Origin of the sequence: Chroococcidiopsis sp. CCNUC1, from assembly GCF_023546805.1 — a bacterium.
Classification (GTDB): domain Bacteria; phylum Cyanobacteriota; class Cyanobacteriia; order Cyanobacteriales; family Chroococcidiopsidaceae; genus Chroococcidiopsis; species Chroococcidiopsis thermalis.
The window spans coordinates 5441504-5456979 of record NZ_CP097480.1; the positions used below are offsets into that span (position 1 = coordinate 5441504).

Below are 15476 nucleotides of genomic sequence, written 5' to 3' on the forward strand. Positions count from 1 at the left end.
TAATTTGGTAAGGATTCCAATGAAACGACAACTCAAGTATTTCACATTATCTCTATGCACATTTCTCCTGAGCGCAGGTCAAGCATCTGTACTCATGACAACACTACCCTTGCCAGGGTTACAAACATCAGCTGCTGTTGCTGCGCCATCACCTAACGCAGAACCCGGTGGACCGATCCTAGTCATTACAACGACTTCCGACCCTTTCAGCAAATACTACACCGAGATTCTGCGAAATGAAGGGCTGAATACATTCAGCGTCAGCGATATTTCTTCAGTTTCCTCAGAGATGCTTGCTAACTACGACGTAGTTATCCTTGCCAAAATGACTCTTAGTCCTGCTCAAGTAACGATGTTGAGTAACTGGGCAGCTAGTGGAGGTAATTTGATTGCAATGCGTCCTGACAAGCAGCTTAGTAATTTGCTTGGTATTACTGATGCAACCTCCACACTCTCAAACGGTTACTTACGCGTAGACACGTCAAAAGCCCCTGGTAGTGGCATCGTTAACCAAACTATCCAGTTCCACGACACTGCCGATCGCTACACTCTCAACGGTGCTACCAGTATCGCCAATCTTTATACAAATGCAACGACTGCAACTTCTAACCCAGCAATAACTTTGCGTAGTGTTGGTAGTAGTGGTGGTCAGGTTGCTGCATTTACCTACGACTTAGCGCGTTCGATCGTCTACACCCGGCAAGGAAATCCCGCTTGGGCTGGACAAGAGCGCGATGGGATGCCACTGATTCGCTCCAGTGACTTGTTTTTTGGTGCTGCCAGCAACGATCCTCAACCAGACTGGATCGATTTAAACAAGGTTGCTATTCCACAAGCCGACGAACAACAGCGCTTGCTAGCAAACTTGATCCTGACGATGAACCTAGATAAAAAACCCCTACCCCGTTTCTGGTATTTTCCGCATGGTAAGAAAGCAGTTGTGCTGATGACTGGTGACGACCATGCCAACGGAGGGACAATAGCTCGATTCAACCAATACAAAGCTATGAGTCCAGCTGGTTGCTCTGTAGAAGATTGGGAATGCGTTCGCGGCACTTCATATATCTTTCTCAATACACCAATAACTAATGCGCAGGCAAGTGCTTTCACTGCTGATGGTTTTGAAGTAGGGTTACACGTCAACACTAACTGTGCGAATTATACGCCTACCTCACTTGAGACTTTCTACGCACAGCAGCATAGGACATTCAGTAACCTTTTTCCGAGCGTGCCTGTCTCACCAACCCAACGACATCACTGTATTGCTTGGAGTGACTGGGCTAGCGGGTTCAAAGTAGAGCTGAATCATGGAATAAGGCTCGATACTAACTACTACTTCTGGCCGCCTAATTGGGTAGGCAATCGCCCAGGATTTATGACTGGTAGTGGTATGCCGATGCGCGTTGCAGATCTAGACGGGACATTTATTGACGTATATCAAGCAGCTACACAGATGACCGATGAGTCGGGACAGCAATATCCTTTCACAGTCGATACTCTACTCGATCGCGCCCTTGGAGCAGAGGGATACTATGGTGTCTTTACTGTCAACGCCCATACTGATAGCAACATCTCAGCCGTTTCTGATGCAGTAGTTGCCTCAGCACAAGCCCGTGGTGTACCGATTGTTTCTGCTCGTCAAATGTTGACCTGGCTTGATGGTCGTAACAGTTCCTCATTTAGCGGGTTGGTATGGAATAACAATACTTTAAGCTTTGCGATCGCCCCAGGTACAGGTGCAAGAGGATTGCAAGCAATGATTCCATTGAGAGCGGCTGCTGGAACAGTTGCCAGCATTACGCTTAATGGTACTCCAGTGAGTTACACAACCCAGCAGATCAAAGGTATTGAGTACGCCTTATTCTCAGCTGCTAGTGGAAATTACGTTGCTACGTATACTACAGACACGACTCCACCCAGTATTAATTCTACTTCTCCCAGCAACGGCGAAACAAACGTCAGCCTTGGATCGAGTTTCACAGCTACCTTTAGCGAGGCAATCGACCCAGCAACAATTAATGCAGATACTTTTGCATTACGAGATTCCACCAATGCGATCGTACCCGCTAGCGTCACCTACAACGCCGCGACCCGCACCGCTACATTGCAACCCAGCAGTTCGCTGCTGGCGGGGAAAACATATACTGCTACCGTTATGGGTGGGACGAGTCAAGTTCGCGTTCAAGATTTAGCAAATAACTCTCTAGCTGCTAGCTTTACTTGGTCTTTCACCACCACAACATCGAGTTCATACAGGCTATGGAATGACACGGCAACGCCTACCACAGCATCTGCTCCTGACGCTCAAGCTGTGGAATTAGGAGTCAAGTTCAAGTCCGATCTCAACGGTTATATCACTGGCATCCGCTTCTACAAAGGCAGTGGCAATACCGGGACGCACGTTGGCAACCTCTGGACGAGTACGGGACAGCTACTAGCAACAGCAACATTTAGCAACGAAACTGCTAGCGGTTGGCAACAAGTTAACTTTTCTCAACCAGTAGCAATTAACGCCAACACCGTATACGTCGCCTCCTACCACACCAGCAGCGGTCGTTACGCCATCAACGAAGGCTATTTTGCTACTGCTAGCGTCGATAATCCACCATTACGTTTTCTGCGCGATGGCGAGAGTGGCGGGAATGGAGTCTATAAGTACGGTACAACTGGCTTCCCCATCAACACCTATCGCGCTAGCAACTACTGGGTTGATGTCACCTTTACCACCAATGCTACCAATCCCACTCCACCAGTTACAGATACAACTGCGCCCAGTGTCAGTGCGACTTCTCCTGGCAACAGCGCGACTAATGTGAGTACTAACACGAGCCTCACCGCTACTTTTAGCGAAGCGCTCGACCCGGCAACGATAAATCCCAATACTTTTGTGTTGCAGGATGCCAATAACGCCGTCGTCCCTGCCACTGTTAGCTACAATACCGCGACTCGCACCGCTACACTGCAACCGAGCAATCTACTGGCAACTGGTGCAATCTATCGCGCTACCCTCAGAGGTGGGACAACTCAACCACGGGTACAAGACCTGGCTGGCAATGCTCTAGATACAAACTCTACCTGGTCTTTCACCACCGCAGCCGCCGCATCTAATTCTTATAGTCTTTGGAACAGTTCGACCATTCCTGCACAAATCGCCACTTTCGATCCTTATCCTGTCGAGCTAGGAGTTAAGTTCAAGTCGAATACGAATGGCTATATCACTGGTATTCGCTTCTACAAAAGTAGTGGTAACACGGGTTTGCACAAAGCAACTTTGTGGACTAGCGACGGACAGCAAATAGCAACAGCAACATTTACAAATGAAACTGCCACAGGCTGGCAGCAGGTCAACTTTGCCCAACCAGTACCAATTACTGCTAACACCGTCTACGTCGCCTCCTATCACACCACAACTGGCAACTACGCTTTCGCGCTGAACTACTTTGCTAATTCTGGGCTAGACAACGGACCATTACATGCTTTGCGTGATGGAGCTAACGGTGGCAACGGCGTTTTCAAGTATGGCAATGGTGGCTTCCCTTCTCAAACATTTCGGTCGAGTAACTATTTTGTCGATGTCGTGTTTACTCCAAATCAGTAAATCTCTATAGCGAACGAAGATTCGCATTTTATCTAAAGCCAGGGAATAGGGTTCCCTGGCATTGTCTATCCACAACTACTATTTGAACAGAAAATTAAATGAAAAAAAGATTGATTAGGTTTATTGCAATTGCAAGTGCAGCAATGTTTCTGGTCTTAGGACTGGATGTGGGGTCTAATCTGCAAGTGCAAAAGGCGATCGCTGCCGATATCTGCGCTGCTCCCACCAATGCGATCGCGGCGGAAAATTGTTTAACGGGCAATCCCTCCACAGAGTGGGATATTAGCGGTGTTGGCGATACGAGTATTCAAGGCTTTGCCAGCGATATTAGCGTTAATCGAGGTGAGACAGTTAACTTCAAAATCAAAACTAACGCCACTAGTTATCGCCTCGACATCTATCGCATGGGTTACTATCGTGGCATGGGCGCTCGTAAAGTCACGACCGTTCAAGTTTTAAATCGCCCTCAGAGTCAACCAAACTGCTTAACTGACACAGCAACCGGACTGGTTGATTGCGGTAACTGGGCAGTGTCTGCTTCCTGGGCTGTACCGACCAACGCCGTGTCGGGTATCTACTTTGCCAAACTGGTGCGCACTGATACTGGGGGAGCTAGCCATATCGTCTTTATTGTCCGAGATGACGCTGGTACGTCCGACCTGCTGTTTCAGACTGCCGATACTACCTGGCAAGCTTACAACAACTATGGTGGCAATAGTCTCTATACCGGATCTCCAGTTGGTAGAGCCTATAAGGTTAGCTACAATCGCCCATTTAACACGCGCGTGGTTGATGGTGGTCAGGATTGGCTGTTTGCCACCGAGTATCCAATGGTTCGCTGGCTGGAAGCTAACGGATATAACGTCAGCTACTTCACTGGAGTAGATAGCGATCGCTACGGCAGCCTAATCCGCAATCACAAAATCTTCTTATCGGTCGGTCATGACGAGTATTGGTCGGCAGGGCAACGCGCCAACGTGGAAGCCGCTCGCGATCGCGGTGTGAATTTGGCTTTCTTCAGCGGTAACGAAGTCTATTGGAAAACGCGCTGGGAAAACGCCATTGATGGGTCAGGGACATCCTATCACACTCTAGTCGCCTATAAGGAGACCGTAGCCAACGCGAAAATCGATCCGCAACCAGGGATCTGGACTGGTACTTGGCGCGATCCGCGCTTCAGCCCACCAGCAGATGGTGGTCGTCCTGAAAATGCCTTAACTGGCACTCTCTTTACAGTTAATGACGGGGCGACGACTGCTATTAAAGTACCCGAGGCAGACGGGAAAATGCGTTTTTGGCGTAATACAAGTGTTGCCACCCTCTCGCCAGGAAGCACTGCTACACTATCCGATCGCACGCTCGGTTATGAATGGGATGAGGATATTGACAATGGCTTCCGACCAGCTGGCTTAATTCGGATGTCAACAACCACCGTTGACAATGCACCTGTTCTACAAGACTATGGCTCTAGGTTTGGACGGGCTAGAGCAACTCACCACCTGACACTGTATAAACATAATAGTGGTGCGCTCGTATTTGGTGCTGGAACAGTCCAGTGGTCTTGGGGCTTAGATGGGAATCACGATCGCGGTAGCTCGGTTCCAGATGTGCGGATGCAGCAGGCGACAGTTAACTTATTTGCTGACATGGGCGTGCAGCCTAATACATTGCAGGCTGGATTGGTTCCTGCTACTGCCTCAACCGACATCACCGCACCTACTTCAACAATCTCATCGCTACCATCTGTCAGCGTACAGGCAGGCAGCCCAGTCACGATTAGTGGCACGGCAAGCGATACTGGTGGTGTTGTCGCTGGTGTTGAGGTATCCGTTGATGGTGGTACGACATGGCATCCAACTGCGGGTCGTGCTAACTGGAGCTACACTTGGACACCACAAGCAACTGGATCGGTAATAATTAAAAGCCGTGCGATCGATGATAGCGGCAATCTAGAAACCTCTGGGGCAAGCACTACCGTTACAGTTGGAGAACGTACCTGTCCTTGCAGTACCTGGAATGACACGGCAACTCCTACCACAGCAGCCAGCTCTGATACTCAAGCTGTAGAACTAGGAGTCAAGTTCAAGTCCGATGTCAACGGTTATGTGACTGGCATCCGCTTCTACAAAGGCAGTGGTAATACCGGGACGCACATTGGCAACCTCTGGACGAGTGCGGGACAGCTACTAACAACCGCCACCTTTAGCAACGAAACTGCTAGCGGTTGGCAACAAGTTAACTTTTCTCAACCAGTAGCGATTAACGCCAACACCGTATACGTCGCCTCCTACCACACCAGTAGCGGTCGTTACGCCATCAACGAAGGCTATTTTACCAGTAGCATCGATAGCCCACCACTACATTTTCTGCGCGATGGCGAGAGTGGCGGGAATGGAGTCTATAAGTACGGTACAACTGGCTTCCCCATCAACACCTATCGCGCCAGCAACTATTGGGTTGATGTCACCTTTGCCACCAATGCTACCAATCCCACTCCACCAGTTACAGATACAACTGCGCCCAGTGTCAGTGCGACTTCTCCTGGCAACAGCGCGACTAATGTGAGTACTAACACGAGCCTCACCGCTACTTTTAGCGAAGCGCTCGACCCGGCAACGATAAATCCCAATACTTTTGTGTTGCAGGATGCCAATAACGCCGTCGTCCCTGCCACTGTCAGCTACAACACCGCGACTCGCACCGCTACACTGCAACCGAGCAATCTACTGGCAACTGGTGCAACCTATCGCGCTACCCTCAGAGGTGGGACAACTCAACCACGGGTACAAGACCTAGCAGGTAACGCCTTAGCAACAAACTCTACTTGGTCTTTCACCACCGCAGCCGCAGCATCGACTTCTGCTTATAGTATTTGGAGTTCTAATGCAATGCCTATTGTGGTAGCCGACTCCGATACCGCAGCCGTGGAACTCGGCATTAAGTTTAGAACAGATGTCAGCGGCTATATCACTGGCATTCGATTCTACAAGAGTACTGGAAATACGGGCGTACATACTGGTAAGTTGTGGACTAGCAGCGGACAACAACTAGCAACGGCAACATTTACCAACGAAACTGCTTCAGGTTGGCAGCAAGTCAACTTCGATCGTCCCGTAGCAATTAGCGCCAATACTGTCTATGTTGCTTCTTATCACACCAATGTCGGGCGCTACTCTAGTGATGAGAATTACTTTGCTGTTTCTGGCGCTGACAATGGACCGTTACACTTTCTAGTCAATGGAGCCAACGGCGGCAATGGAGTTTACAAATATGGCTCCAGTGGTTTCCCCAACCAAACATATAAGGCAAGTAACTACTGGGTTGATGTTGTTTTTACTCCCAATAACTAAATCCTATCTGGGCAGTTATCGTTTCACGCTTTTCTAATCCAGAGTAATTCTCGATTGCGTGCGTGACATTTGTAGGGGCGCACGGCTGTGCGCCCCTACAAACCGTTTGTTTTACCCAATTAAAAACTGCTATCAAAACTTCCTTTCAAGCGATCGCATTTACTCAAGGAGGAATGCGATCGCTTTTACTTTGCAATAACAAACTTGCCAGATTTCAGAATGTAGTTAACTGTTACAGTTGCAAGAATTCTTGGATAGCAGACCAACGAGCCTCAAAAGTATGGCACGCTTGCATTAAGGTGAGGGCATTGCTGCGAAGGCGATCGAGTTCGCCAGGGATACTATAAAGGCGTACTAGTGCTTCTGCCATTAAGTCGGGGCGATATCGGGGTACGAGGATACTATTGAAGTTGTCTTGGATCGTTTCGCGGTTGCCGATAATGTCAAACGCAATGACAATACATCCAGTGGCGAGGGTTTCAATTACAGTTCTAGGGCAGCCTTCTCCCCACAAGAGATCCTTACCAATATTCATACTGAGGAAAACTTCGCAAGAACGCATCCCAGCAAGAACCTCTGCTTCAATGCCCTGAATTCGCTGAAATTCTAAGTCGAGACCCTTCGCTCGAATGGCTTCTTGTATAACTGTGAGATAGGCTTCTGTGTGAGAACCTTCAACCATGTAGCCAATGCGACGAGGTTGCCGTTGCTCTGGAGTCGGAAACCAAAGGGTGCGATCGATCAAATTAGGCAAAAGGGTACAGGCACGCTGGAAGTGAGCCATGTGCCAAGCCTGAATCGTGCGGGAAATAGCAGCTACACCTTTAAGTTTGCCTTGATACAGCTCTGCCAAGGCAGCAAAATCTTGATGCTCGGTAATTGCTAGCTCCATATCCCAAAAGTAAATCTGCTGGCTGGGTTGTATGAAAGCTTTAGCACCTGCAAGGGAAGTCACGCAGCGTACATTCTGAGCCGACTTAAGTTTCTCCTGATATTCAGCTATGGAAAGATGAGGTTGACTATCGAGCAACCAAGGTTCGTAGCTACCGTCATAGGTAACCATGTAAGCTTCGTAGCCTTTTTGACGCAGCAGTTTCACTAGCAGATTGAGTTCTTTAGTGCCACCACAAAATTTTAAGTTGCCTTGGAAACTAGCATCGATACAATAGGAAGCAAAAATAATCGGTTTGCTCACTGGAGTTGCCAGCTGTTGGATTGGTGACTCGTCTGAGATATAAGGGATAGTATTTTCTGGAGCCTTGACAATACCAAGTTTCATTCCAAGACGTTTCATGTTGGCATGAATGCCAGTGAAGCGAAGGAGATTGCTGACTTGATGAATCAATCCGCCGCGTAAATCCTCAAAGAAATAGGGGATAGAACGGGCAATTGCAAGTTTGATCCGAGTACTGCCATTACGAGTACGCCAATATGTCCACATAATTTAGGAAAAATTTTTATCTTCAGGGTTTAGAAATTTGAATGGGAAGATATTGGCAAAGCTACTTTTTAATTGAAATACTCCATTTTTGTAAGCGGCGGTAGTAGTGCCAGTAAAACCATTCCGGTAGTAAGACGTTAAGTCGTCCAAAACCATGCTGCTTGACGAGTTCAACCCAACTATAGAAACGCTGCTTTAAAGGCATTAGTCTCAGGCGAGATTGAATGATTTCTTCAATTTCAATGTCTCTTGAGCTAAAAACTTTTTGCAAAAAAACATCTGGCTCGCCGACAAACATTCGATCTGTCGTTGGAAGTGATGTTACAGTTAACCCAGGCACAGTTGTTGCACGACAGTACACATCTTCTAAGTAGCGCTGCCAATGACTCCCCATGTGTCTCTCTATAATTGTTTGTCGAGTAGCTTCCCCAAGAGATAGCCGAAATTCTTCATCTTCAACCAAGCGGGATAGCACTGTCGTGTACTCTGGAAGATTGCGTGCAAGGATCAGCTTGTCAGTCAAACCTGGTGCATCAGCACTCAGTATTTTGGACGCATGAGAGTAGGGATAGCGGCTGACCAGAGGCGTACCATAGCTTCCTGCTTCCAATAGCGATGTAATCGAGACGAAAGGAAATGAATCAACATAAATATCGGCAGCTTGGTAGAATACGGCAGTATCTTCGCGCTGCCCGAAAACTTTAATTCTCCCCTGCGATCGCTGGATAGCTGCCGACCATTCCTCGGGATCGACTGGACCAATTACGATTAGAATCGCTCGGTCGTATTTTTCCAATAATGGGACGTGTGCATCCGCAAAGCTAACCCCATCAATCGTTCTGTACTTAAGCGACCTAGCGATAGAGAGCAAGACAATGCTGTCTTCAGCAAAACCAAGTTGTCGTTTAGCCTCCGCGCGGGAAAGCATTCTTTGGATGGGATTTAAAATAATCGGTAGGATAGCGGTGCGATCGCTCGCTATGCCTCGACGCTCATGTGATAAGCGCATACCAGATTCTCGCAGATTAGCCACGACATCGCTGATACTCACTCCTTGCCAAAAGCAGTGATCGCCGTAATCTACAAAGACAATTGGTGGAGATTGTTCTCTATTTGCAAATGCAATTGTTGGAATCACGTCGTAACTCCATATATGCAGTACGACCAGATCCGCTGATGCAGCAATTTCGCGTAGTCTTTTCGCCCAAGAGACAAGGTTGCCGATGCTCTTGTCTAGCACGTATATTCTACCCTGGCTATTATTTACGGCATCCTTCAAAAATTTAGGAACCTCGTGCAGTCCCTGCCGCGTTAATACAAGCGAGTGGGAACGCTCGGTATCTTGCCCAATCCAGCGCCAAAGCATTCTAGAATGTCCGCCAATGCCCATGACAGCAGTGGAAACATGCAATATGTTTCTTGGTGCTTTATTGCATGAGAAATTTTTATTCAGAGTAACGTCGATCGGTATAGTTTGTCGTCCGATTGTCAAGAGAATTTGCTCTAGCTCAGGGCTAACAAAAAGACCGCAGTGTTGCTCAGTGGCATATAAGGCTGCAATCTCTGCATACACTGCTGCTGCGTGATATTCACCCCTTTGGACAAAGTCTCTCGCTTGAGCAACTAGGCTGCGAAATGCCTCGAAGTTTTGTGGAATCAGGCGGCTGCCTTCTTCTCGCCAAAGGCTGAGTGTATCGCTAGCTATTGTCTCCATACAATACTCTTTGCTATCCCCTACTAATCTTTAGTTGGCGCTATGCTCAAACCTGACAAGCAGTTGTCAAAACCGCGATCGCCCGCTCCTGTTCCGACTCAGTCATCTGATGAAAAAGTGGCAAAACAATAGTCCGATCTTGAGCTTGTTCGCTTTCGATGAGGCGATCGCTCCCACAAGACCAAGCTTCAATTTGATATGCCGCTTCGCGGTGAGCGCACATAATCCCCCGTCGCGTGGAAATCCCAGCATCTAGCATCGTCTGCATGACTTGTACCTGGTCGCATTCCTTTGGCAGACGGACACAGTAACCCTGCCAATTACTTTGCGCCCAAACTGGCTCTGTTGGTAATTTCAATCCCCGCACAGCCGCCAGCTTTTCTCGATATTGCTCTGCCAACAACCGACGGCGTGCGACGATCTCCGGCAAGCGCTTGAGCTGTTCCCGTCCTACTGCCGCTTGAATGTCGGTCATCCGGTAGTTGTAGCCCAACATCGGGTAAGTCTCGAAAATCACTTGTTTCGCGCCGTGGCGGACAGTATCGGGGACGCTCATGCCATGTTGTCGCCACAGACGAAACTGTTTGTCCCATTCAGGATTGCTGGTGGTTAGCATTCCACCATCACCGGTCGTAATTACCTTACGGGGATGGAAGGAAAAACAGGCGATATCGCCGTGCGGCTTGCCGATTTTTTCCCACTCACCATTCCAGAGAATCTCACTGCCAATGGCGCAGGCTGCATCTTCAATAACTGGCAAATTGTAGCGCCGCGTAACCTCCACAATCGCTTTGAGGTCGCAAGGCATTCCCATTTGGTGGACGACCAGAATCGCGCGGGTGCGATCGCTCACCACTGCTTCGATTAAAGTGGGATTAATGTTGTAAGTGTGCGGCTCGATATCCACAAATACTGGGATCGCGCCGCAGTATCGGATACTATTGGCAGTGGCAATATAGGAATGGCTGACGGTAATTACCTCATCCCCAGGCTGTACGCCCACGGCTAACAAAGCTAGATGCAATGCCGTGGTGCAATTAGAAACCGCACAAGCAGACTTTGCCCCTACATAAGTTGCAAATTCCTGCTCGAAAGCGGCGACTTCGGGTCCTTGCGTTACCCAACCGGATAGAATCGCCCGCTTAGCGGCATCTGCCTCGGCTTCACCCATCCAAGGTTTGGCAATTGGAATATTCTGCATCTGCTCAGACATGGCATATTTCCTTTGCTTGTTTTTCATCGCGCCACCATTTGACTAGCTGATGCAACCCCTCTTCCAGTGAAACCTTTGCCTCAAAACCCAGCAATTCTCTTGCTTTGCTCGGATCTGCTAGTCGGCGCTGTACGGGGTTGACTTTGCGTTCTGCACCATACTCTGGCTGCAAATCCGATCCCATCACTCTAGCCAAACTGTAAGCAAGGTCGTTCAAACTGCTTTCTACACCGCTAGCAATGTTAAAGACTTCATCCGTCACATTGGCTTGGGCAGCTAAAATGTTGGCTCTGGCAATATCTTCGATATAGACGAAATCCATTGTCTGCTCGCCATCACCAAAAATCAGTGGTGGCTGACCTGCGGCAATGCGTTCCATCCAGCGAATCAGTACCTCGGTGTAAACACCATAAATATCCATGCGCGGACCGTAAACGTTGAAGTAGCGTAATGCTACGTAATCCAACCCGTACATGTCGTAGAAGCTGCGTAACAGTCCTTCGTTAAATGTCTTGGCTGCACCGTAAACCGTGCGGTTGTTGTAGGGATGGTGCGCTTCTGTGGTAGGAAATGCTTCTGCCATGCCATAGATTGAAGCTGAGGAAGCTGCAACTACTTTGCTCACACCTGCATTCACCGCCGCTTCTAGGACGTTGAAAGTCCCATTGGCAAGAACTTCCATTGCTAGGCGCGGTTCTTGAGCGCATTGCGTGATGCGAATCGCTGCCTGGTGGAAGACGAGATCGACACCTTGCATCACATCGGCAAGCAGTTGGCGATCGCGAATGTCACCTTCGACAATCTTCACCGAACCACGCTCTAGTGACGATCGCAGATTTTGCCGATCGCCGCGCGTAAAGTTATCAAGCACGACGATTTCAGCTACTCCCTGCTCAACTAATAAGTCAGCAATGTGAGAACCTACTAAACCAGCTCCGCCCGTAATTAGTACTTTGTCAACCTGCATTTTGCTAAAAACCTAGTAGAGTACTTGTGAGATTGCAACTTTAACTCGGAAGCGATCGCAGTGTAGTCCGACCGTCTCGTCTAATGGCGATCTCTGCTCGTAAATAACTTTGTTGTATTCAATCAGAAACTCCAGCACCAGCCAGCTACATTGCTAAACTCCGTAGCTACTTGCATGTTTTGCTAAGTCTTCTGATGATTCGTATCCATCACGCCAGCGAACAAAACGAGCTGGAACGCCAGTAACAATTGCAAATGGTGGTACGTTCTTGGTAACAACTGCGCCCGCACCAACAATGCTACCTTTGCCAATTGTGACTCCAGGCAAAACAACCGCATTCATACCAATATCGGCTCCAGCTTCAATTTTGACTGATTTGATTTCTAGGTCTGTTTGAATAATGGGAACGTCAACGGGTAATCCAGTATGGGTTGAACCTAGAACTTTTGCACCTGGTCCCCACCCAACATTGTCTTCAATTATTAAGTCACGCGCATCAAAATAGCTTTGGGGACCGATCCAAACTTGGTTACCAATTACGCACCTACCATCAAATCGTCCTTGAATGTAACTTTGCGATCCAATAAACACGCGATCGCCAATCTCAAACGTTTCTAAATGTTTGAAGCCTACTCCACTACCAATCCGAACTCCATGTCCAAATCGCTGCGCTACCGCTCGCCAAATAGCTCGTCGCATCAGTCCATCAAAATCTCCATCGCCGATTGCAAAGCGCGAGTGCAGCTCAAGCAATCCCTTTTGTCCATACTGGTTGAGGAGATATTCTGCCAATCCAATTTCAAAATCAGGATCTGGCTGAAAGTCTTTCAAGCCATGAACGGCTTGGACAGTTCTTATCCTATCTAGTTCAAACATTGTCTTCCTCAACTATTTCCTTACTAGCTCTAGGATCGCGGCAAACATAGTACAGACGACCTGTATTGTATAAGTTTTGCCGTTCGCGAAAATTGTCAAGTATCAGACATATTCAGCAATCACCGCATTGATAATTTGGGTTTGTGAATCTGCGCTCAATTCTGCATACATTGGTAATGACAACACTTCCTTTGATGCCGCTTCTGAGTGAGGAAACGCGCCAGCTCGATAACCCAGGTCGGCATAAGCTGGTTGCAGGTGTACGGGAATGGGGTAGTGAATGCCTGTTTGAATCCCTTTCTCTTGCAGCTTTTGTTGTAAAGTGTCCCGTTGCTGCGATCGCACGGCATAGACATGGTAAACGTGATGGCTGTAAGGCATCGCCGTCGGAGTTTTCACACCTGCATTTGCTAGCGGTTTGTCATATCGTGCGGCGTGCGCTCTGCGTGCCTCTGTCCATTTGTCTAAATGGCGTAACTTCACCCGCAAGATCGCTCCCTGGATGCCATCCATGCGGTAGTTGTATCCCTTAAAGACGTGATGATACTTGCGTTCTTGCCCCCAATCACGCAGCATCCGCATTTTGCGCTCGTATTCGGGATTGCTGGTGACGACCATACCACCTTCACCACACGCCCCTAAGTTCTTTCCAGGATAGAAGCTGAAACAACCAATGTCGCCAAGACTACCAACTCGCTGTCCTTTGTACTCGGCTCTGTGTGCCTGTGCCGCATCTTCAATCACAACGAGACCGTGACGGCGAGCGATGTCGAGAATCGGTTCCATGTCGGCTGGTTGACCGTACAGATGCACTGGTAGAATTGCTTTTGTCCGCTCGGTGATTGCTGCTTCAATCTGGGTTACGTCCATCGTGTACGATACGGGATCGATATCGACGAATACGGGTTTGGCTCCGGTGTAACAAATGGCGGCGACAGTCGCAACGAAAGTAAAAGGCACGGTAATCACTTCGTCACCCGCACCAATTCCAGCGGCTAATAATGCCAGGTGGAGGGCGCTAGTGCCTGTATTGACAGCAATACCAGAATCGGCATTACAGTAATGAGCGAATTCTTCTTCGAGAGCAACAACTTCGCTGCCTAGCACAAATTGCGTACTTTCTAGAGCTTTGATGACAGCCGTATCGATTTCGTCTTTAATGCTCAAGTACTGTGCTTTTAGGTCTACAAATGGAATCATACTGCTACCTCCGTTGTGTTTAATTCAATTAATCGCCCTTGCCGCTTGATGGACTGAGTAGCAGCCTCCAGAATTTTCACGACCCGTAGTCCTGCTTCCCCATCAGTGATGGGGCGATCGCCTTGCTGAATACAATCAATAAAGTGCAGTCCTTCTGTCCGTATTGCCTCTGTCATATCCAGGTGCGGAGCCCACATATCTCCTGCACGGTAGCCAATGAGCATTTGATATACGCTTTCGGCAGAGTTGCTATTGAGGGTAATTCCCTTGTCGTAAATCTTCACCTTCTCGCTCGGTTCTAAGTCATCGTAGACAATCATGCGCTGACTACCACCAATTAACGTACGGCGAACTTTGACTGGTGCTAACCAATTGACGTGGAGATGAGCCATTAAGTTGTTTTCAAAAAATAACGTTAAGTAGGCAATATTTTCTGGTTCTCTGGGGACGTGGCTGATCCCTGTGGCAGAGACAGCATAAGGTTTGTATGGCAGTAGATAGTCCATAATCGAAAGGTCGTGAACTGCCAGATCCCACAATACGTTCACGTCATGCTGAAACAGTCCCAGGTTAACGCGCACCGAATCGTAGTAATAAATATCGCCTACAACCTTAGTCGTAATTAGATCGTGCATCTTGCGAACAGCACCCGTGTAAACAAAGGTGTGATCTACCATCAACACTAGGTTGCGCTGTTGAGCTTCCTCAATTAACCTCATTGCCTGTTCGGAGGAGGTCGTCATCGGTTTCTCTACCAGGACGTGCTTGCCAGCTTGCAATGCTGCTAGAGCTAAATCGAAGTGCGTGGAAACTGGTGTGGCGATCGCCACGGCATCGATCTTTGGATCTTTTAATATGTCTCGATAATCGGTCGTGACTTTCAAGGTAGGATACCGTGTCTGCGCTTTTGCCAGCAATTCTGGTTTAAAATCACTCACAGTTCTTACCTGCGCTCCTGGGATTTCAGAGAAATTTCTCACCAAATTAGGACCCCAGTAACCATAGCCTATGACACCTATAGAGATCGCATCTTTCATTATTGTTACCTAACCAATTTTTCAACTAATTAACAAGTGCTGTAATTCACGTATAGTCAAAATGACTTTTTTTCTCGTCG

The 15476-nt window shown here is 48.2% G+C and carries 9 protein-coding genes; 2 read left to right on the forward strand and 7 right to left on the reverse strand.

The genetic code is table 11. The features are described from left to right. Positions 1 to 19: 19 nt before the first annotated feature. Positions 20 to 3598 carry a DUF4082 domain-containing protein gene (locus M5J74_RS25120; protein ID WP_106216777.1) on the forward strand — a complete coding sequence of 1193 codons (3579 nt, stop codon included), beginning with the start codon at positions 20 to 22 and terminating at the stop codon, positions 3596 to 3598. Positions 3599 to 3696: 98 nt separating this feature from the next. Next, a complete protein-coding gene (locus M5J74_RS25125; protein ID WP_250013902.1) occupies positions 3697 to 6948 on the forward strand; it encodes a DUF4082 domain-containing protein in 3252 nt (1083 codons plus the stop codon). Between the two features lie 232 nt (positions 6949 to 7180). On the opposite strand, the gene M5J74_RS25130 is transcribed toward M5J74_RS25125, so the two are convergent. From M5J74_RS25130 to M5J74_RS25160, 7 genes are all read right to left on the reverse strand, one after another. Continuing rightward, positions 7181 to 8389: a glycosyltransferase gene (locus M5J74_RS25130; protein ID WP_106166826.1), complete on the reverse strand. Its 1209-nt coding sequence runs from the start codon at positions 8387 to 8389 to the stop codon at positions 7181 to 7183. A gap of 61 nt (positions 8390 to 8450) precedes the next feature. Continuing rightward, on the reverse strand, positions 8451 to 10103 hold the full coding sequence (locus M5J74_RS25135; protein ID WP_250013903.1) for a glycosyltransferase: 1653 nt from the start codon (positions 10101 to 10103) through the stop codon (positions 8451 to 8453). 46 nt (positions 10104 to 10149) lie between these two features. Next, the gene (locus tag M5J74_RS25140; protein WP_250013905.1) at positions 10150 to 11316 is read right to left on the reverse strand and encodes a DegT/DnrJ/EryC1/StrS aminotransferase family protein; all 1167 of its coding nucleotides are present in this window, start codon (positions 11314 to 11316) and stop codon (positions 10150 to 10152) included. Continuing rightward, the gene (locus M5J74_RS25145; protein ID WP_250013907.1) at positions 11309 to 12283 is read right to left on the reverse strand and encodes an SDR family NAD(P)-dependent oxidoreductase; all 975 of its coding nucleotides are present in this window, start codon (positions 12281 to 12283) and stop codon (positions 11309 to 11311) included. The genes M5J74_RS25140 and M5J74_RS25145 overlap by 8 nt, the downstream gene beginning before the upstream one ends. A 153-nt stretch (positions 12284 to 12436) precedes the next feature. Next, positions 12437 to 13159 (reverse strand): DapH/DapD/GlmU-related protein, encoded by a 723-nt coding sequence (locus M5J74_RS25150; RefSeq protein WP_106216782.1) that lies wholly within the window; start codon positions 13157 to 13159, stop codon positions 12437 to 12439. Between the two features lie 102 nt (positions 13160 to 13261). Further along, complete coding sequence (locus tag M5J74_RS25155; RefSeq protein WP_250013924.1) at positions 13262 to 14359, reverse strand: DegT/DnrJ/EryC1/StrS aminotransferase family protein; 1098 nt, start codon at positions 14357 to 14359, stop codon at positions 13262 to 13264. Beyond that, positions 14356 to 15396: a Gfo/Idh/MocA family protein gene (locus M5J74_RS25160; protein ID WP_250013927.1), complete on the reverse strand. Its 1041-nt coding sequence runs from the start codon at positions 15394 to 15396 to the stop codon at positions 14356 to 14358. The genes M5J74_RS25155 and M5J74_RS25160 overlap by 4 nt, the downstream gene beginning before the upstream one ends. Between the last annotated feature and the right edge of the window lie 80 nt (positions 15397 to 15476).

Excerpts from the sequence above, each read along its gene's own strand:
- M5J74_RS25120 (WP_106216777.1), top strand. The coding sequence starts at position 20 with ATGAAACGACAACTCAAGTATTTCACATTATCTCTATGCACATTTCTC.
- M5J74_RS25125 (WP_250013902.1), top strand. The coding sequence starts at position 3,697 with ATGAAAAAAAGATTGATTAGGTTTATTGCAATTGCAAGTGCAGCAATG.
- M5J74_RS25130 (WP_106166826.1), bottom strand. The coding sequence starts at position 8,389 with ATGTGGACATATTGGCGTACTCGTAATGGCAGTACTCGGATCAAACTT.
- M5J74_RS25135 (WP_250013903.1), bottom strand. The coding sequence starts at position 10,103 with ATGGAGACAATAGCTAGCGATACACTCAGCCTTTGGCGAGAAGAAGGC.
- M5J74_RS25140 (WP_250013905.1), bottom strand. The coding sequence starts at position 11,316 with ATGTCTGAGCAGATGCAGAATATTCCAATTGCCAAACCTTGGATGGGT.
- M5J74_RS25145 (WP_250013907.1), bottom strand. The coding sequence starts at position 12,283 with ATGCAGGTTGACAAAGTACTAATTACGGGCGGAGCTGGTTTAGTAGGT.
- M5J74_RS25150 (WP_106216782.1), bottom strand. The coding sequence starts at position 13,159 with ATGTTTGAACTAGATAGGATAAGAACTGTCCAAGCCGTTCATGGCTTG.
- M5J74_RS25155 (WP_250013924.1), bottom strand. The coding sequence starts at position 14,359 with ATGATTCCATTTGTAGACCTAAAAGCACAGTACTTGAGCATTAAAGAC.
- M5J74_RS25160 (WP_250013927.1), bottom strand. The coding sequence starts at position 15,396 with ATGAAAGATGCGATCTCTATAGGTGTCATAGGCTATGGTTACTGGGGT.